Source organism: Furfurilactobacillus siliginis, from assembly GCF_001437435.1.
In the GTDB taxonomy this organism is placed as follows: domain Bacteria; phylum Bacillota; class Bacilli; order Lactobacillales; family Lactobacillaceae; genus Furfurilactobacillus; species Furfurilactobacillus siliginis.
This window is the reverse complement of sequence record NZ_JQCB01000001.1, coordinates 148,973-167,823: the sequence shown is the minus strand read 5'-3', so window position 1 is coordinate 167,823 and position 18,851 is coordinate 148,973. Positions and strand designations below refer to the sequence as shown.

18 protein-coding genes are annotated in these 18,851 nt (G+C 45.1%); 7 read left to right on the top strand and 11 right to left on the bottom strand.

Going from position 1 to position 18,851, the window contains the following annotated elements:
- Positions 1–23: 23 nt before the first annotated feature.
- Entirely contained in the window at positions 24–680 is a 657-nt protein-coding gene (locus IV55_RS00715; RefSeq protein ID WP_057808490.1) for a nitroreductase, read from the bottom strand.
- A gap of 151 nt (positions 681–831) precedes the next feature.
- Here IV55_RS00715 and IV55_RS00710 point away from each other — a divergent pair, with 151 nt between their 5' ends.
- Both IV55_RS00710 and IV55_RS00705 read left to right on the top strand, forming a co-directional pair.
- Complete coding sequence (locus IV55_RS00710) at positions 832–1,392, top strand: TetR/AcrR family transcriptional regulator C-terminal domain-containing protein (protein WP_057808489.1); 561 nt, start codon at positions 832–834, stop codon at positions 1,390–1,392.
- An 11-nt stretch (positions 1,393–1,403) separates the two neighbouring features.
- Positions 1,404–2,042 carry an NAD(P)H-binding protein gene (locus IV55_RS00705; RefSeq protein ID WP_057808488.1) on the top strand — a complete coding sequence of 213 codons (639 nt, stop codon included), beginning with the start codon at positions 1,404–1,406 and terminating at the stop codon, positions 2,040–2,042.
- A 73-nt stretch (positions 2,043–2,115) separates the two neighbouring features.
- Here the strand turns inward: IV55_RS00705 and IV55_RS00700 are convergent, their stop codons facing one another.
- Complete coding sequence (locus IV55_RS00700) at positions 2,116–3,336, bottom strand: ABC transporter permease (protein WP_057808487.1); 1,221 nt, start codon at positions 3,334–3,336, stop codon at positions 2,116–2,118.
- A complete protein-coding gene (locus IV55_RS00695; RefSeq protein WP_057808486.1) occupies positions 3,329–4,225 on the bottom strand; it encodes an ABC transporter ATP-binding protein in 897 nt (298 codons plus the stop codon). The genes IV55_RS00700 and IV55_RS00695 overlap by 8 nt, the downstream gene beginning before the upstream one ends.
- 168 nt (positions 4,226–4,393) lie before the next feature.
- On the opposite strand from IV55_RS00695, the gene IV55_RS00690 reads away from it, so the two are divergent.
- The 3 genes from IV55_RS00690 to IV55_RS00680 all read left to right on the top strand — a co-directional run bounded on the left by IV55_RS00690 (position 4,394) and on the right by IV55_RS00680 (position 9,646).
- Positions 4,394–5,728, top strand: coding sequence for an amino acid permease (locus IV55_RS00690; RefSeq protein ID WP_057808485.1), 1,335 nt, complete (start codon positions 4,394–4,396; stop codon positions 5,726–5,728).
- 187 nt (positions 5,729–5,915) lie between these two features.
- Positions 5,916–6,563, top strand: coding sequence for a FusB/FusC family EF-G-binding protein (locus IV55_RS00685; RefSeq protein ID WP_057808484.1), 648 nt, complete (start codon positions 5,916–5,918; stop codon positions 6,561–6,563).
- Between the two features lie 473 nt (positions 6,564–7,036).
- The gene (locus tag IV55_RS00680) at positions 7,037–9,646 is read left to right on the top strand and encodes a cation-translocating P-type ATPase (protein ID WP_057808483.1); all 2,610 of its coding nucleotides are present in this window, start codon (positions 7,037–7,039) and stop codon (positions 9,644–9,646) included.
- 250 nt (positions 9,647–9,896) lie between these two features.
- Here IV55_RS00680 and IV55_RS00675 read toward each other — a convergent pair whose 3' ends face one another.
- From IV55_RS00675 to IV55_RS00665, 3 genes are read right to left on the bottom strand one after another with little or no spacing between them, the layout of a single operon-like run.
- A complete protein-coding gene (locus IV55_RS00675) occupies positions 9,897–10,934 on the bottom strand; it encodes a TMEM175 family protein (RefSeq protein WP_057808482.1) in 1,038 nt (345 codons plus the stop codon).
- Positions 10,935–10,964: 30 nt separating this feature from the next.
- Positions 10,965–11,873 carry a DNA/RNA non-specific endonuclease gene (locus IV55_RS00670; RefSeq protein WP_057808481.1) on the bottom strand — a complete coding sequence of 303 codons (909 nt, stop codon included), beginning with the start codon at positions 11,871–11,873 and terminating at the stop codon, positions 10,965–10,967.
- A 15-nt stretch (positions 11,874–11,888) separates the two neighbouring features.
- The gene (locus IV55_RS00665) at positions 11,889–12,452 is read right to left on the bottom strand and encodes a TetR/AcrR family transcriptional regulator (RefSeq protein ID WP_057808480.1); all 564 of its coding nucleotides are present in this window, start codon (positions 12,450–12,452) and stop codon (positions 11,889–11,891) included.
- 377 nt (positions 12,453–12,829) lie between these two features.
- Between IV55_RS00665 and IV55_RS00660 the strand changes: the two genes are divergently transcribed.
- Positions 12,830–14,200 (top strand): FAD-dependent oxidoreductase, encoded by a 1,371-nt coding sequence (locus IV55_RS00660; RefSeq protein WP_057808479.1) that lies wholly within the window; start codon positions 12,830–12,832, stop codon positions 14,198–14,200.
- A 134-nt stretch (positions 14,201–14,334) separates the two neighbouring features.
- Here IV55_RS00660 and greA read toward each other — a convergent pair whose 3' ends face one another.
- The 5 genes from greA to IV55_RS10675 all read right to left on the bottom strand — a co-directional run bounded on the left by greA (position 14,335) and on the right by IV55_RS10675 (position 17,497).
- A complete protein-coding gene (gene greA / locus IV55_RS00655) occupies positions 14,335–14,814 on the bottom strand; it encodes a transcription elongation factor GreA (protein ID WP_057808478.1) in 480 nt (159 codons plus the stop codon).
- 213 nt (positions 14,815–15,027) lie between these two features.
- Complete coding sequence (locus IV55_RS00650) at positions 15,028–15,768, bottom strand: glycosyltransferase family 2 protein (RefSeq protein WP_057808477.1); 741 nt, start codon at positions 15,766–15,768, stop codon at positions 15,028–15,030.
- Between the two features lie 71 nt (positions 15,769–15,839).
- The gene (locus IV55_RS00645; RefSeq protein ID WP_225425858.1) at positions 15,840–16,694 is read right to left on the bottom strand and encodes an alpha/beta hydrolase; all 855 of its coding nucleotides are present in this window, start codon (positions 16,692–16,694) and stop codon (positions 15,840–15,842) included.
- A gap of 65 nt (positions 16,695–16,759) precedes the next feature.
- On the bottom strand, positions 16,760–17,077 hold the full coding sequence (locus tag IV55_RS00640; protein ID WP_057808475.1) for a DMT family transporter: 318 nt from the start codon (positions 17,075–17,077) through the stop codon (positions 16,760–16,762).
- 330 nt (positions 17,078–17,407) lie between these two features.
- Positions 17,408–17,497, bottom strand: a complete 90-nt coding sequence (locus tag IV55_RS10675; protein ID WP_225425859.1) for a type I toxin-antitoxin system Fst family toxin — start codon at positions 17,495–17,497, stop codon at positions 17,408–17,410.
- A gap of 269 nt (positions 17,498–17,766) precedes the next feature.
- Between IV55_RS10675 and IV55_RS00635 the strand changes: the two genes are divergently transcribed.
- Positions 17,767–18,747: an aldo/keto reductase gene (locus IV55_RS00635; protein ID WP_057808474.1), complete on the top strand. Its 981-nt coding sequence runs from the start codon at positions 17,767–17,769 to the stop codon at positions 18,745–18,747.
- Positions 18,748–18,851 lie beyond the last annotated feature (104 nt).

Here is an 18,851-nt window from a genome sequence, read left to right as displayed (position 1 = left end):
GACCAAAATGTGTGCTGAAAGCATTAATCTAAAATCGTTAAGACATCGCTTGTTGCAACCCGGTCAGTCACCAATTTGTTTAGTTGTGTCTCCGCGGCATATCCGAGGGCAATCCCCATCGCAAACATTTCTGACTGAGGTACTTTTAATTCCTGATGTAATAAATCTGGGTACCGGACAAGCTCGTAGGCTGGAATGGATTGTACGTCATGATCCGTTGCACTCAACATTAAGGTCTGTCCAAAGGCGCCAAGGTCATATAATGACCAGCCAGTCGCGTTTGTCGGTAAGAGTAAATAGACAATGGCAGCAGCGTCGAATAGACTTTGTTGTGCATACAGAAAAGTGCTGCGACCGGCGGGATCAGATGCCAAGTTTTGCATGACCTGTTGATTCCAGTCTTGCATGTTTTGCTGTGCAAAGGCTGACCAATCATTACGGTGCATAACGTCTAGTTCGGCGTTCCCACCACGACCAGCTTGAGCAAGTTGGCGGTGCTGCTGTTTGATGGTGGCAAGTGTTTTACCGGTTGCGATAACAACATGCCAGGGCTGTGAGTTTGCCCAAGACGGAGCGCGTTGAGCGTCATGAATGATTTCGGTTAACGTTTCCGGCTCGATTTGTTCATCGGTAAAGTGGCGAATGGATCTACGTGTATAAAGTGCATCATGTAGTTTCACGTGAAACCTCCTCAATGGTAATGAATAGTGGATTGATTGTATAATGTAGGCAACTAAATAAAAGTAAGTTACTGTGCAACCAGCTTACTGGGCGTTTAGTGATTTGAATACATACAATCGCAGATGACTGTATGGTGACAGGAGCAACCAGATGGCAGATGATACCAGACAACAAATCGTTCAAACGTTTTTACGGCTAACGGAAACGCGTTCAGTAGCAAAAATATCTGTCGTGCAGTTAATGAATGAAGTTGGTTTGGAACGAGAGACTTACTATTATTATTTTGATGATAAGTATGCATTGATTGAGGCAACCTTGCATACGCTACTATTTTCATCTTATTCAGCAATACTAGGTACTGATGGATTAGACGCCGCAAATAATGCAGTGCTGGAAAGCATTGTGCAGCATCAAAATTTCTATAAAGACTTGCTGAGTAATCAGAATGAATACATGTTTAAGCGGATTTATTGTGGCGTATCGTTAATGGCAATGGAAAAGTATTTGGCGACTGAGCGAGGGTCCATTTCAGATGACATTAAATTTGCCGCAAAGTTTTATGTGTACGCTGTTAATAACATTGTTTATGAGTGGGTTCAGCAGGGTTTACGAGGCGATATTGATACATTAGTTGCACGTTTTCATCAGTGTTTGCCGGCGGTATTAGCGCCTTACTTTATTAATTTGAAATCAACAATGAGCAATCACTAGGAGGAATTATTATGAAAGTATTTATTATTGGTGCAGGTGGTCGTGTCGGAACAGCATTAGCAACTAAATTAGCAGCAGATGGACATGAAGTTTTTGCTGGGGTTCATCATGTTGCTGATCAGTTCGCTGGAACCGATATTCATGTGGTTGCATATGATCTACATGCCAGCGTGGATGAACAAGCCAAGCAATTAGGGGATGTTGACGCCGTTTATTTCGTGGCTGGTTCACGCAGCAAGGACTTGCTACAAACGGATGCGTTCGGTGTGGTTCAAGCGGGTAAAGCAGCCAAGCAAAATGGTATCAAACGTTTTGTCTTATTGAGTTCACTATTTGCGACGCGGCCAGAAAAGTGGAATACAGCTTTCTTGGCAAAGATTACCGATTACAACATCGCAAAGTTCTTTGCTGACGAATGGCTGATTGATCATTCTGACTTGGACTACACGATTTTACAACCTGGTTTGCTGCAAGATGATCAGCCAGCAACGGGCAAGATTAAGGTCAATGTTGAAGACACTGGTGCTAATCCGATTCCAGATGTTGTAACGGTGTTGGCAACGCTGCTTGAGAAACCAAATACGATTGGCAAGGTTATTACGATGTATACGGGTGACACACCAATTAGTGATGCCCTGGATGAAATTTAAGTCGTTTAAATGTAAAAAAATAGTACCTGTAGACGTCATTTTTCATGTCTACAGGTACTATTTTTTATCTATGCTATGCTTTTTCTTTTTTACTAAACCAACGTTTATGCGAATAATCTAAAACATGGTTGCGATACACACGCACTGCAATGAAAGCAAGAACGATCAGCGTTGCTAGCTCAACGGCAACTGCCAACCAAGCTTCTAGCGTTGAGGCGTTGCCGACAGCGTAGCGAACAGGCATTAAGCTTTGTGACAGGAATGGGACAAATGACCCGATCCGAATTAATAAACTGTTGCTGTTCATGGCGATAAATGATACCACATAGGCGACTAAACCAAGCGTGGTCAATGGCGACAGTGCCTGACCAACTTGTTCTTGGCGAGTGACTAAGGCGCCGAGCATCGCAGCCATCACGGTGTATAACATGATGCCGACGATGAAGAAGGAAACGAGCAGGCCAATCATGCCTGGTTGAATCTGATCCAGCGAGAAGCCTTTGATGAAGCTGACGTTTTGATGCAGATAGTTGATTCCCAGACCAGCTGCGATTAATGCGACGACCACTTGTAAAATGATCAGGCAGAACATCCCAGTGATTTTGCCAAAGAACTGAGTCGTGGGACTAACACTGCTGACCAGGATTTCCATAATGTGCGAGCCTTTTTCAGTCGCCGTTTCCTGTGCAATCAGGCTGGCATACTGAATCAAGAACATGTACATCAGGAAGGTTACGGCGACAGCAATCGCAATGTTGGCGCCTTGCTGATTGGACTTTTGCTTGTGAACGACCCCGTTACGGTAAGCAACGTTTTGTGTTTGATAGGTTGCAGGGGCAAATAATTGCTTTAATTGTTCCGGCTTAAGTCCAAGTTGTTGTGCAGTTTGCTGAATTTTTAAGGTTGAAAAATTATTCTTCAGCGTGTCTGTGTCTAAAGAGTTAGCGTTAGTTCGTTGTCGGTAGACCGCTTTGAACTCGTTGTTCTGGGTAGTAACGGTAAGATAACCGTCTAATTTTTCGTGAGCTAATTTTTTCTCGGCGGTTTTATGATCGACAATCTTTTTATCAACTTTATAATCACCGTGGGTTGGGGCAGCGACTAAAGCAGTTCGCAATGCTGGATTATCACTGACAATCGCCATTTTAGGCGTCTGATTCGTTTGCTTGTTGATGAAGGCAAATAAGGCAACGGCGGCAATTAAAATCACCGGTAAAAGTAGTGAAAAGATGTAGGCGGGTGATTTTAGATTTTTGCGGATTACTTGGCGAACGATTACGTTAAATTTACTCATGGTCAGCACCTACCTCAATCCGGAAAATTTCATCAAGCGACGGTGGTTCCTGAGAAAATTCAGGAATGTAGCCTTGGGCTGTCGCGGCCTCAAAAACTTGGACACCCGCTGCTTCGTCAGCCAATGTTAGGTAATAGGCGTTGCCGCGTTTCTCAACGTCAGTCACGCCTGGAAATTGCTGTAGGACTTCAAACGTCAACGGTGAGCGCAAACGAATGCGTGTGTTGCCGAATTGCTCCCGAATTTGTTGCGGTGTTCCATTCAGCACAGTTTCACCATTACGTAGCATGAGCAAGGTGTCACTGACCCGTTCAACGTTAGCCATGTCATGCGATGAGAAAATGATGCTGGCACCGTTGGTCTTCATTTCTAGAATGCTGTCTTCAAGCAGTTGCGCGTTAACTGGGTCTAAGCCACTGAAGGGCTCGTCCAAGATAATTAATTTAGGATTATGAATTAAGGTCGCAATTAATTGGACCTTTTGCTGATTCCCCTTGGATAAGTCTTTGATCTTATCGGTGACTTTTCCTTTAACTGCAAATTTCTCCATCCATTCAGGTAACTTTTGTTTGGTAACCTTAGCAGATTGGCCGCGCAATGCGGCAAAGTAAACGACTTGTTCTTGAATCGTCATGCGCGTGTACAAACCACGTTCTTCAGGTAGAAAGCCAACCGTGTTGTAATCGGCAGGACTTAGATGATGCCCGTTCCAAGTTACGGAACCGTGGTCTGGCTGTAATAGATTTAAAATCATTCGGAACGTGGTGGTTTTTCCCGCCCCGTTTTGTCCGATGAGTCCCATGATTTGACCCTCTTCAATGGTAAAAGATTCGTCGATTACACCACGTTTAGGCCCGAACTTTTTGGTTAATCCGGTAACTTTTAGCATGTGCTTACCTCAACATTAATTAATGAGTAACAGTATTAATTTTAGTATACGTGTTTCATCAGCGGCTGCAAAGGATTGTGCTAGAACGCATTTTCCGGTGGACGTGGACAGCTTGCTGGCATAAAGTATTATGCATGTAACTTTAACGGTTTAACAAAGGAAATGATTATGGCGGAACAAGAAGAACTGGCACGAAAATTAACACATCGACACATTCAAATGATTGCCTTAGGTGGCACCATTGGCACAGGTTTATTTCTTGGTGCCGGTAGCGCGATTCATCAGGCCGGGCCGGCAATCTTACTGGCATATGCTATTGGTGGGTTTTTCTGTTATCTGATGATGCGTGCACTAGGCGAATTATTATTATCTGATTTAAAGAAGACGTCCTTTTTGGAATTTGTACAAACGTACCTTGGACAACGTGCCGGGTTTGTTGTGGGGTGGCTGTACTGGCTGTGCTGGTTGAGTTTAGCGATGGCAGATTTAACGGCGACCGGAATTTATCTTCATTATTGGTTCCCGAGTTTGCCGCAATGGGTCGCACCATTAGTAATCATTGGCTTGTTGGTCGGGATTAATCTTCTGTCTGTAGGCGCCTTTGGCGAGCTAGAATATTGGTTTTCCATGATTAAAGTAATTACGATCATCGCGTTAATTGCCTGTGGTGTCGGTCTATTAGTAAGTGGTCTACAGTTAAATGGACATACGGCTTCATTAAAAAATTTATGGCAGCATGGCGGCTTTTTTGCGACTGGTTGGCATGGATTACTAACCTCGTTTACGCTGGTAATTTTTGCTTTCACTGGTATTGAAATGCTTGGCCTAACGGCTGGTGAAACTGCCAACCCGGCGAAGGAATTGCCACGAGCTATCAATAGCTTGCCGCTACGGATGATTTTGTTTTATGTTGGGGCATTGTTTGCCATGATGATTATCTATCCATGGAATCAATTGAGCACCACCAGTAGCCCGTTTGTGCAGGTGTTCAGTGGGCTAGGTATCAAAGCCGCAGCGAGTGTGATTAACTTTGTGGTTTTGACTGCGGCTGTATCGGCAGCCAACAGTGCGTTATTCAGTACTAGTCGGACACTGTTTGTTCTGGCACATATGGGTGGCGCGCCCAAACGAATGGGTGTTGTGAATAAATATAATGTGCCTAAGACGGCAATGTTAAGTTCAGCCGTGGTTTTACTAATTACGGTGGGATTGAATTATGTATTGCCTGATGAAGTGTTCACCATTGTCGCCAGTGTTTCTACGATTAACTTCATTTTCGTGTGGCTAGTTTTGATCGTGTGTCATTTGATTTATCGACGCACGCATGCCAAAAACCAGAATTTTGCGATGCCATTATTTCCACTCACGGATTGGCTGACGCTCGCCTTTTTCGGCTTGGTGCTAGTGGGTTTATGTCTTGATCCGACACGTTGGTGGTTAGTGGCCAGTGCGGTTGGTTTTGCCGGTTGTTTGTGGCTGATCAGTTACGCCGTCATTAAGTAATTTGGTAACGCGGGCAATCTATGGTAAAGTACCAATTACGCTAATTAAAGAAGGTGATGCAACGATGCAAACTACTGCGTCAATTGCAGCAAAGTGGTCTGTTGGATAACGGAGCACTTTGATTGCAACCGCAAAATGATGTCATCAAGGTGCTCTTGGTTGGAACTTGAAATCAAGGAGTTTAATGATGAATACAAAAATTTTGCCACATGAATATAGTTTTATACGTAAAGAAGTTTTGAACCTGATCAGTGCTTATTCCAGTGTGAATGGGCGTGACGTGATTGATGCGCTGCAAGCCATCGCAACAGAGCACATTGATGCGTTAGTTGCTGATAAGCCAGCATCACTGACCGCACTGATGCAAACCATGTTGGATGTTAAAGCAAACCGGGTCACAATCGAGCCAGCGTTGCAAACGTTGAAAGATGACGTGGTGCCGTTTGAACAACCAACTGGTAAGCAATTGGAAAAGGTCTTTCGGAAGGTCAAGAAGCTGAAGCAGCCGGAATGGGAAACGATGGATCTGCGCGATGATAGTTTTCTTGGTTGGAATGACCCAGGGATGGGCCGTAAATATGTTGTTATCCGAAATGAATCTGGTCAACTGCAAGGTGCTTACGGTGTCATTGAGCCGACTGTGCAAAAGGGTGTCTGTGCCATTTGCCAGACGATTGGCAACGTGTCACTGTTTATGGCCATTACCAAAAGTGGTGGCGATGGTACTTACACCAAGTCTGGTAATTACATTTGCCGCGATAGCAACCGGTGTAACCGACAGCTAAGCCAATTAGACAGCTTACACGCCTTTTTTGAAACGGTTCGCGCTAAGTAATCGTTAAAGTAAAATCTATAAAAATATGTGACCGCCATCGTTCAACCTAACATTGTGTAGGCTGGACGATGGCGATTTTTTTGTGCAGTAACAATAAAATGTTAGTGTCAGAAAGCTTAGTAAGCGAAGTAAGTTTACTTTGGCAAGACCTGCACTTGTGCCTTTGTCCGCAAAGCGGTCAAAGGCACTCCCCCAAAATCAAGCCATTAGCAATGGAGGGGCAACATCATGTCGAGAGCGAAGGCTGCGAAGAATCTTCGCAAAGCCTTGAGCGGTAAGACGTAATGTTGCCCCGACGGTGAGCAAAGCGAACTTGCTAATGGCTTGATTTTGGGGGACACAGCCCTCTGACGCTAGGCGGCATTTTTGCGCCAATGAATTTGGATTTGCTACACTTAAATAACTAAGTCGTGTTAATCAAGTAGATTGCGCGATCGATTCCACCGAAGCCAGTTTTAGAAAGGACTGAGGCGATGAACCAGATTGCACAAACAGAAAACATCACCGATATAAAAAAGGGGTTAACAGCCCAAACGGTGACGGAACGGCAGCGCCGGTACGGCCAAAACGTGTTGCATGAACAGAAACCACCGAGCCTTTGGCATAAGCTGATTCGGCAATTGACCGAAGTGACATCGATTATCTTATTGATTGCCGTGGCATTATCCACGTACATGGCAATTGCGCTGGATGGTGGCTGGACGAAGCCTATTGTGATTGGTGCCATTGTGTTATTGAATGTGGCTATTGGATTGTATCAAGAGCACAGTGCTGAACGTGCCTTAGCAGCATTGAAGGAAATGAGTGTACCAACGGCGCGTGTTCGTCGCAACGGTGTCGAACAGGAATTGCCGGCCGCTGAAATTACAGTTGGCGATGTTGTGCTATTAAATGCTGGAGATCGAATCCCGGCAGACGGTGTGCTTCAACAAGTGACCGCGTTAGCTGTGGATGAAGCCATTCTGACCGGTGAAAGTGAAGCGGTGGAAAAAGTGGCAACCGGTACAGCGAAAGATGTTGAAATAACCCGTGTCTTTGCTGGAACCGCGGTGACTCGTGGATCGGGTATTATGCTTGTTGATGCCATTGGTATGCAAACACAATTAGGTGAAATTGCCGATTTATTAAATGAGACCAAGCCGCAGCAAACATTACTACAAAAACGACTCAGCAAATTAGCGCTAACGTTGACAGGTGTTGCTGTGCTGAGTGGCTTACTGATTTTTGTATTGAGTATGTTCAAACAACTAGGGTCGCTGGCTGACAATTTAATGATGGGCGTGTCGCTAGCGGTTGCGGCGGTGCCAGAAACGTTGCCAGTGATTGTGACAATCAGTTTAGCAGTTGGTGTGCAGAAGATGGCGAAAAAGCACGCCATCATTCGTCAGATTAGCGCGGTAGAAACGATTGGTAGTGTCGATGTGATTGCCTCGGATAAGACTGGTACCTTAACGCAAAACAAGATGACCATTACAAAGCTGTGGACGCCAGTGGGGGCAGTTGAGACCGTCAGCAATCAACCATTAAGTGAGCATGGTCACACATTGATGCGTTACTTTGGCTTGGCGACGAATGCGAACATCACGCAGACATCAGCGGGTGAGCAGACAAGTGGGGATGCCACTGAATTGGCAATTGTACGTTTGCTAGAACAAAATGACCTGTCGCGTAGGCAGCTTGAAATAGATGCACCGCGATTATCTGAGCGCCCATTTTCCTCAGATACAAAATCGATGGCAACGTTGCACAAATTGAACGATGGTCGCTATCTGTTGATTGTTAAAGGTGCTTTGGACCGTTTACCATTGCAGATGGACAATTCGCTTAAACAACGCCTGACGCAGGCGCATGATGATTTTGCACGACAAGCACTACGGATTTTAGCGGTTGGTTACCGATTGTTTGATGAACGACCTGCGGCAGAAATTGAGAAATTAGAGCAGGACTTAACCTTTGCCGGTATTATTGGACTAATTGATCCACCGCGACCGGAGGCGGCAGCAGCCGTGGCAAAGGCACGTTCGGCGGGTATCAAACCGGTGATGATTACCGGTGATCATAAAGAAACTGCGCGGGCAATCGCTGAACAGATTGGAATTTATCGAAGTGGTGATTTAGCCGTCACCGGTGCTGAATTAGATCAGTGGGATGAGACGACACTACGCGAAAAAGTTGTTGATATCAGTGTGTTTGCCCGTGTGTCACCAGAGGATAAAATTCGGATTGTGAACGCATGGCAGCAGCGTGGCCAAATTGTTGCAATGACCGGCGACGGTGTAAATGACGCGCCTGCGCTGAAGGCGGCAAACGTCGGAATTGCCATGGGGATTACCGGAACCGAAGTGGCGAAGGGCGCGGCTGATATGATTCTGACTGATGATAACTTTGCAACGATTATCGACGCGGTTTCATCAGGACGGACGATTTATCAGAATATTTTGAAGGCTGTTGAATTCCTGGTCGGCGTGAACTTTGCCCAAATCTTTTTGATGCTGGGAAGCGTGCTGATGGGTTGGGGTGCACCTTTGATTGCCGAGCAACTCTTATTGATCAATGTGCTCGCGGACGGAATTCCTGGTTTCTACCTGGCGCGTGAACCAGGTGAGGCGAGCGTTATGAAACGGCCACCGGTGCCAAATGATCGCAGTATCTTTGCTGATGGCATGGGTCAGCGAATGGCATGGCGCGCAGGTATTTATACGTTGCTCACACTTGGTGTCTACGCCTTAGGGCGATTTGTCTTGACGAATAATCAAGCGCTAGTTGGCACGACGATGCTGTTTGTTGTCCTCGCCATTGGATCGATGATCGATATTTACCCAATCAAACGACGTGAACCGGTGACCCTACAATCAATTCGAGCAAATCGGTCATTAAATATTGCGTTGCTGATTGCAGCCGGAATTATTCTGGCAATTGCTGTGGTACCAACGTTGCAGCAGGTCTTTGACCTAACGGGATTGACCGGCGTAGAGTGGCTGATTGTGGCGGTGGCAATCGTTATTCCAACGTTGTTATTAGAAGGATTGAAACGTTGGCGTGAAAGGTCACAACAGGTGATACCTGATGTGAGTGAAGGCTGATGTTGAGTTACAGGAAGTAGAAAAGGATCGGGTGCCAAAAGTCAGGAAATCGTAGTTGTCTCAGCGATTTGATTTTTGGAACACGCCTTCGTAATTTTTGTAAAGTAAAGCAGTCTGGAAACATAATTTACTTATGTTCCAGACTGCTTTTTGATTTATGAACTTAAATAGTGAAAATGTGGGGCAAAAGTCAAGTCGCTGTTCTAGGTCTTGCTCACGATTTCCCGTTTTTTGGCTCGCTCTCTGCTGTTTAATCGTTATGATGATTTTGTCGGCTATCTTTGCGGGCTTGTTTGTATTCCTTATTACGTTTATGGGCTTGCTGCCGTTCAGCATGGCGTTGGTCTTGAAACCATGTGTTCCACTCGGTCTTTTGTTCCTGTGTTAAGCGTGTACGCCCCTGCATGATTTGTTGCTGCGTTTTTGGATCAACGTTTTGATCAAGCCATTGTTGCCAAGGGCTGTTTCGTCGTGGCTTGGGCTGATGATGATTTTCTTTTGGTGCTTTAGGAGCAGGCGCTGGCGTGACGGTTGTAGTTGACTCTACAGCAGGTGTTGTTTCTTCTGGAGCGGACTCATCGGTGACACTCGCGTTAGCTTGCGCCAGTTCACTGATTTTCTCCTGCTGCTTACGAAAGGCTTTGCGATCAGCGGTGTCGAAGTCCAAAAATTGTTCGCGCTGTTCAGGCGTTAATTGCTCGACATCGTACATTTCCTGCCGGTAATCACTGTTGCTGAGGAAGTTCCAAATTGGGTATGCCAGGTAGAAGATAATGGCCCAGGTTGGTTTGAAATAAGCTAAGATCACGGTGACAATGTTGATGCCAGCGAGCACGCGGTTATTGGGGCCGTAAACTTTACTGTAGACCTTCGCCATATCTTTTTTACTGGTGAATTGCAGGTGCACGATGGCTTTGACTAAATAGCGGAAGAAAACACCGACCATTAACGATAGCAAGCCATAGGCGACCACCGTTATGCGCGTCGTGTTTGCTGCCATCATGTCGGTAAACAACGGCATTAGTGATAAAGCGGATAAAAAAACAAAATCGAGAATCAAGGTTCGATAGTTCATCGTTTTAATTTCATTGAAAACGGCGGCATGCTGGTACCACATGTTTGCTACATAAAAGAAACTGATGAGGTAAATACCAATTTCCTTTACCAATGCTAAGTAGGCTGCTGGCGAGTCCGTAAGCACCGTGTGCAAATTCAGTACCATGATTGTAATTATAATGGCAATAATGGCGTCACTGAAGGCGTCAAGCCGATTTTTAAGCTTTTCCATATGGGTTCTCCTACGAACTTATGAACTAATTTATGATTGTGACCACGCACCGGTTGCATAGTCGATTTGAGCACCGTTTTGCGCATTAAAGACGTAAACGTTGATGTTCAAAGTTGCACCATTATCTGTCGCGCTAACGGCTTGGACGTGCGTTCCACGTGGAACAAGTTCGGTTCCTTGATATAACGGTGTCACGACGTAATAAACTGGGATATTGGGATGGGCACGGACAAAATCCCGAATACTTGTTTCAGCGTAGGCCATGCCACCAGCCGTTTGTTCACTACGACCGTTGGTGCCGACATTTTGCGCGCGAGTACCGGTCGTTAAGTTATCGCGTTGCATGATGGCATTACTAGAGGTGGCACCACCGCCTAAATTACCAACAAGTGACCAGGCGATGGTATGTGAGCGGTTATAAAAGTAACCACGATAGCCAATTAGCTGCGCAATCCGATTATTGCCGCGAAAGCCAGTTGGATCAGCAGTCTCCGAAAAGGGTGGTCGTTTCATGGCAGCAGTGGCTGAAACAGAATCATACGTTACCAGTGCTTGACCGGCACCGCTGCGACCAAGATCATCCAGTGAGTCAACACTATACCAGGCTTGCTCATGATTGTGTTCCAAAGCATCATGAATTTGCAGGTCAGTTAGTGTGGCTTTGCCTAAGTTAGCGTAGTTTTCAGGATATTTTGTAATGTCGAATGATAACGCTAATAGCTGTGTGTCAGTGGCATCACGAGGAACAGATGCACCATTTGGTTTTGTGTCTGGTTGACCCAAAGTCGTTTTGATCATGTGGTGCACGTGGTGACGTACGTGCGTTAATGAGGGCGTGATTGGTGCGGCATGCGGCTGACCGGTGAAATAATAACCGAGTCCGAGGAATGCGAGCGTGGTCACCAAAGCGAGTAATTTAGATGAGCGATGTTTACGCATGACGGCTCCTTTGTTTTAGTCGGCTAATAAACGGTTTAAGTTATCAAGAAAGCTATCATCGTGATGGATTACGGGATTACGAAACCACCCAACACTTTCACTGACAATTTCACCAACGACTAAGGCACGAACACCCCGTGAAAGTGATAAACGTTTAACAGGATCATCATCATCTATGAAATCAGCGATGAAAGTTTGCAACATTTGAGACAGATGCTTAGTTTCGCTTGCCGCGAGCTGATCGTTACTGATTCCGGAAACGCGCATCACAGTGACTGCGAGTGGCACGGATGCGAGGCCAAAGTCACGCATTGCTGTTGCCAAAGCAATCACAGCTTCGCGACCATGCAGCCCGACACAGCTTTCCTGAACGGTGTTGTTGATTTCACGAAAAAATTCATGGCTGACCGCGGTGAGCAGGTCATTACGGTTCTTAAAGTAGAAATACAGGGCCTGCGTTTTACACGACAACGCAGTCGCAATGTTACTAAAGGTTGCTGCATCAGGGCCTTGTTCTGAAATGAGGGTCATGGTTGTTCGAATGATTTTCTCGGCGGACAAATCGCGTTTTTGAACCATTGGTAAGGTGCACTCCTTCTTAGCCGTTAGCTAATTGAACTTTTAAAAATAACTAAGTGATATTTTACACTTTATGGAAGCAATGCGCATTCTTGGTGAGTAAGCGATTAACTTTGGTCTACCTGTTGTGATGGAATTTTTGTGGCTTTTATAATTCGGTTTAATGGCTTTTTTTGACATGATGCAGTAAGTTGAAGCAGTAATCGAAAGCGCTGTAGTTACTGTGGTTTGTTAGCTTAGATGGTAATGGTCTAGTTGCTTTGAGAACACTTTTTCTTAAAATTCATTCTTGCATTTAGGCTGTTATGGTCTTATGGTAAATGTGTTGGTTAGTTAGAACTATTCTAAACTAAATAAAAACATGGAGGCTGAGAATCGTGGAAAAAACAAAAATTGTTATTGTTGGTGCATCGCATGGTGGTCATGAATCTGCTATTGAGGCATTAGACAAGTATAGCAACGTTGATGTAACGATCTTTGAAGCTGGTGACTTTGTCTCATTCATGTCCTGTGGGATGCAATTATTCCTGGAAGACCAAGTTACAAACCAAGATGATGTCCGCAACTTCCGCCCAGAAGATGTTGAAGCCAAGGGCGGCCATGTCATCAGTAATCATGAAGTCACGGCTATTGATGCTGATAAAAAGGAAGTAACCGTTAAAGATGTGACTTCTGGGCAAACCCAGCAGGTACCTTACGATAAATTGATTTTAAGTTCTGGAGTGACACCAACGACTTTGCCAGTACCTGGAAATGACTTAGGCCATGTGTACGAAATGCGTGGCTACGGTTGGGCTTCCAAAATCAAGGCAGCCTTAACTGATGACAGTATCAAGAACGTTGCTGTTATCGGCGCTGGTTACATCGGAATTGAAGCGGCTGAAGTCTTTGCTAAAGTTGGTAAGCATGTCACGTTATTAGACATCATCGATCGACCACTGGGCAATTACTTGAACAGTGAATTTACGGATATCTTAGGTAAGGAATTAACGGATCGTGGCATTGAACTTGCTATGGGTGCGCACATTGAAGCCTTTGAAGGTGACGGCGATGTGAGCGCGGTAAAGACTGCTGACCAATCATATCCAGCTGACCTCGTGATCTCAGCTGCCGGTGTACGACCAAATACGGAATGGCTGAAAGGCGTTGTTGATTTAACGGACCGTGGTTTCATCGACACCAATGCCTATTTGCAAACGAACTTACCAGATGTGTTTGCCATTGGGGATGCAATTCTGCCATTGTCCATTCCAGCAGGCAAACCAATGCCGATTGCTTTGGCAACAACTGCTCGGCGGGAAGCGCAATATGTCGTTAACCACCTATTTGAAAAGACACCCGCAAAACCATTTAAAGGTGTCGTGGGTGCCTCAGCACTGAGCGTATTCGATTATCATTTTGCTGCGGCTGGATTAAACACGTTCACTGCTGATCGTGTCGACATCACCGTTGCTACCAGCTTCTATGAAGATACATTGCGGCCTGCTTATGTTCCAGAACATTTTGGTAATACTGATGTGTACGTCAGCTTAACGTTTGCACCACAAACACACCAAATTCTTGGTGGGGCAGTATTATCGAAGTACGATATCACTGCTGAAGGCAATGTTTTAGCACTCGCTGTTGCCCAGAAATTGACGTTGGAAGATTTAGAAGAAAGTGACTTCTTCTTCCAACCTGGTTTTGACCGGCAATGGAGCTTGTTGAACTTGGCTGCACAACATGCGCTGGGTCGGGCAAGATTCTAAAAATACCTGGCAGGTACCAACGTATGATTATGACAGCGGGCATGGCGAAATTATTGGGCATGTAACTTCCAAAATGTTAAGAATTCTATTGGATCGTTTAACGCAAATCTACCGAGAAGCGTAATTAGCCATTTTTATAAGATACGTGGGTCACTAATAATTGCGGTTATTGTGACGTCATAAGCGCCATTAGGCGCATCTACAGTTACTGTATCGCCAACCGAATGCGCCAATACCGCCCGGCCTAGCGGTGAATCAAAGGATAACTTACTAGCTGCTAAGTCGGCTTCAAATTTACCGACGATTTGATATGTATCCATATCGTCTTCTGCGAAGCGAATGGTAACGAATTTTCCGAGATCAACAATTGCAGATGTCGTTGGTTCCTGCACTTCAGCATACTGGAGGAGTTTGTTCAAATAGCGCAAACGGCTTTCTAAATGTCGTAAGTCGCGTTTAGCTGCACTATACTCCGCATTTTCCGATAAATCGCCTAATGCGCGGGCTTCTTGTAGCTGTTTGATTCGTCCTGGACGATCCAACTCCAATTGACGAATTTGGTCTTTGATCTGTTGGTAGCCTGCAGGTGTCATGGAATTGATGGTTAACGACATGCATGCGGACCTCCTTTACCGTGGGTTAGTACGCTAATGGTAGCGCAAATAAGTGAAAAAAGAGAGTGGGATAAAAGTCGAGAAGTCGTGAGTAAGACCTAGGACTGCCGTACGGGCTGAGTTTCAACCTGGTAGGTAGTTCGTAGTCTGCACAGCGACTTGACTTTTATCCCACTTTTTCACTATTTAAATTTGTAAATCAAACTCTTTAGATTAGTCGTTACTTCTGAGCTGTTCGATGTGATCGTTAACTTCCATCTCGATACGTCGCATGCTGCGTGTAGCAGTATGAATTGTGCTATTTGGTCGGCTGACTTTGTCGTATAAAGCGACCGGATTAAACATAAACTTTTTAGCGCCGGCGACATAATCGGCAGTGAACAATAAATCTTCAGCAAGTTGTAAATGTGTGTTGAACCGCAGCCGTAAACGGCTGATGACACTCATACGAAAGACTTTGTTCCACGTGTAACCACCAATTTGGGTGCCGTGTGCGGTGGCTTGAGCCAACATATCGTCCTGGCTAATTTCCTGCCAGCCATGAAGACCAGCTACAGCACCGCGACTCCAGCCGCCCCAGCGATAGCCAACGGTGACGAGATCGACATGGTGATCCGCCATGCCGTCGACAAACGTTGCTAAATAAGTAGGTTCCAGTGTATCGTCGCCATCGACAAAACAAATCAGATCAGCAGACGCGTGATCCAACCCATAATTACGGGCAACTGAGACGCCGCTGTGAGACGGCAAATGAATAGCGGTAAAGCGCGCATCATTTGCGGCCCAATCATCGATAACATGATCTGACCCATCAGTTGAATGATCATCAACGAGTAGCGCTTCAAAATTAGTTAGTGTCTGAGCGTGTAAACTTTTCAAACAGTCGAGTAAGTAATTACCTAAGTTAAAAATTGTCACAACAACGGTTATGGCAGGACGTTCACTAGTTGCCATTACGCATTCCTCCTCTAAATAACACTGTTAATATACATGCTCGTGTTAAAAATGGGGCGTAATCATGCTTGCTAGTGTTGATTTCCCCACAGGAAGTTGATGACGAGTTTATCGACCTGCGCATTGTTGTGTAACTTGCTGTGCTGACCATCCGGTCCTTTGATCATGTGTTCTTCATAATGCTTAGGCCGATCACCCAACAGATATTTCAACGAGCGTGAGGACACATTGCTGACCCGTTCATCAGAATTTGTGCCATCTTCCAAATTGCCGTAAATATTCATAACGCTAATTTGCTGATTCGGGTATTGGTCACGTTTATCTAACAAATCTTGGTAAGACTTATTGATGATGGCGGGGCGCCCGTTGGCGAGTAGGTGATTTTGATTAGGCTTATCATCCATACCGATGATACCGGCAAAGTGACCGGCTAAATCGACCTGCTTTTGCAGTTTCGGCAACTGGTCGTTTTGGCCATTGTCCAAAATATAATGCATCAGCGCCATGTTACCCATCGAATGCGCGACGACGTTAAATTGTTTGATGTGATAGCGTTGTTGAAGCGCTACAACAACATTTTTCAGCCATTGACCATCTTCGGTGAAATTAGGATTCCGGTTGTTTTCAAACAGCACTTGTACCAGCGGATTGACCTTGCCAGTTTGCCAGTGACCGGTCAGTTTAACTTTGCCAGACTTGCTGACGGTAGCAGTCAGTACCTTTTTAGCAGCACCACTTTTTTCTGCCGCGGCAATCATATTGTCAGCAGAAGAGCGTCCGCCACCATAACCATGTAGGTAAAGGGTGGGGATGTCTGAATAATGATATTTTTTAGTTGACCGGGTGGTCGCAAAGGCGTGATAGCTAAGTAAACCACTTAGCACCAATAACACCGCCAAAAGACTCACCCACATTGATTTACGCATGATTTGTTCCTCCTGCCAGTATTGTAGACGACGCGCTGACAGTCGCCAAGCAGAAGGACTTTTGACTAGTGACTGGTCATTTTAATCCCGATGATGCCGATTAATAGTAAGGCTACGAAAAACCATGTGATCGGACTTAATTTGTCGCCGAAGAACCAGACACCAAGGAGGACACTACCAATGGCGCCGATTCCGGTCCAGATTGGATAGGCGATGCTCATCGGTAAGCGATGCGTCGCCTCAGCTAAACAGACGAAGCTGATGAGCATACCGACGATGGTTAGGCTGGTGTAACCAAGCTTAGAAAAGCCATCACTCAATTTCATAAATGTTGCCCAGACAACTTCAAAGATTCCGGCAATAACTAAATAAACCCATGACATAAAAATGTCCTCCTTTATGTTAAAAGCGCCATTACTCGTCCCATAAAGCCTGAGGGACGAGTAATGGCGCTTTACCCGGCGGTAGTTATAATTTGTTTTGATTGATAATAGCTTAGCACGGGGGATATGACGGGGTCAAACACAGGCATAATAGATTGCTTAGGTGCATTCGGATAAGAAAGATTGCTCAATTTGGGTGAAGATGATAGGATAAAAGTATAAAAATTTTGTATCATCACGAACGCACCAACCCCCTTGCTAGATGTGACTAGCAAGGGGGTTGTTTTTTCGAAAAATATGTAATTTAACGGGTGCGCTAGTGGTAGTCAGCTATTTTGAGTTATTGTGATCGTCTAGCCATTGTTCAAAAAGTTTGAGCAATACGCCCACAATAAGTGGAAGTAAAAAATTTTGTATCATCATGATACGCCCCTTTCATCGAATTTACGATGGTCGGGTGCCGACTACTTGTTCAGTATACGGATTTAGAAACCAGCGTTCTGGGCATTTACATGAAGATTTGATTAACGCCGTCACATATTAATTTCGTTATTGAATTTGTATTAATAAACTAATGAAAGCTACGCTGCGGTAACCTTAAGGTGCGTACTTTTCGTTTTGTTGGATTGCACCTATACTGATTAAGGAGCAACAAACAAGTAGTGTTTATTAATATTGGAGGCAATTAAATGCAATATCGTACATTAGGTAAGACTGGGTTTAAGGTCAGCGAAGTCTCATTGGGGACCTGGCAGTTAGGCAGCAAGTGGGGCGATCCGTTCAGCGATACGGATGCTCGGGAAACGTTAGAAGCAGCTTATGATGCCGGCGTTAACTTCTTTGATACCGCTGATATTTACCAAGATGGTGCTAGCGAAAAAGCTATTGGTCAGTTTTTGAAAGGTAAAGAAGATAAGGTGCATGTTTCGACTAAAATTGGTCGGAAGCTTGATCCACATGTTGCGGAGGGGTACACACCCGCTAACATTGATAAATTCGTGGATGAATGTTTGACGAACATGGGTGTCGACAGCTTGGATAACGTGCTGTTGCATTGTCCACCAACCGGCGTGTACTACAATCCGGAAGTGTGGTTTGAATTAGACCGGTTGAAGCAAGCAGGTAAGATTCAAAACTACGGTGTCAGTGTTGAAAAGATTGAAGAAGCCATCAAGGCATTGGACTACAATATTTCAACAGTTGAGATCATCTTTAACATGTTCCGGCTTAAGCCTGCCGATTTATTCTTTAAGTTGGCTAAGGTGCAAAACGTTGGAATATTAGCCCGGGTACCATTGGCATCTGGATTGTTGTCAGGTAAGTACACGGCCAATACTGAATTTGGCAAAAATGATCACCGATCATATAACCGTGACGGCTCTGCCTTTGATAAGGGTGAAACCTTCTCCGGAGTTGATTACTTAACCGGTGTGAAAGCTGCCGATGAACTGAAAGCGCGTTTGGGGACGGATAATTTAGCTCAAACGGCACTGCGGTGGATCTTGATGTTTGACGCAGTTTCCACGGTGATTCCTGGTGCCTCAAAGGCCAGTCAAATTGCCAGAAATGTTGATGCTGCCGATGCACCAGCATTGACGGAAGCACAAATGGCAATTGTGCAGGATGTCTACAGTAAGTACATTAAGAACCCGGTAGAATATTTGTGGTAAGAAGAGAGTGTTTGGGACATAAGTCATTTTGTCCTAAACACTTCTTTTTGAATTACGAGCTTAAATAGCGAAAACGTGGGCCAAAAGTCAAGTCGCTGTGCAGA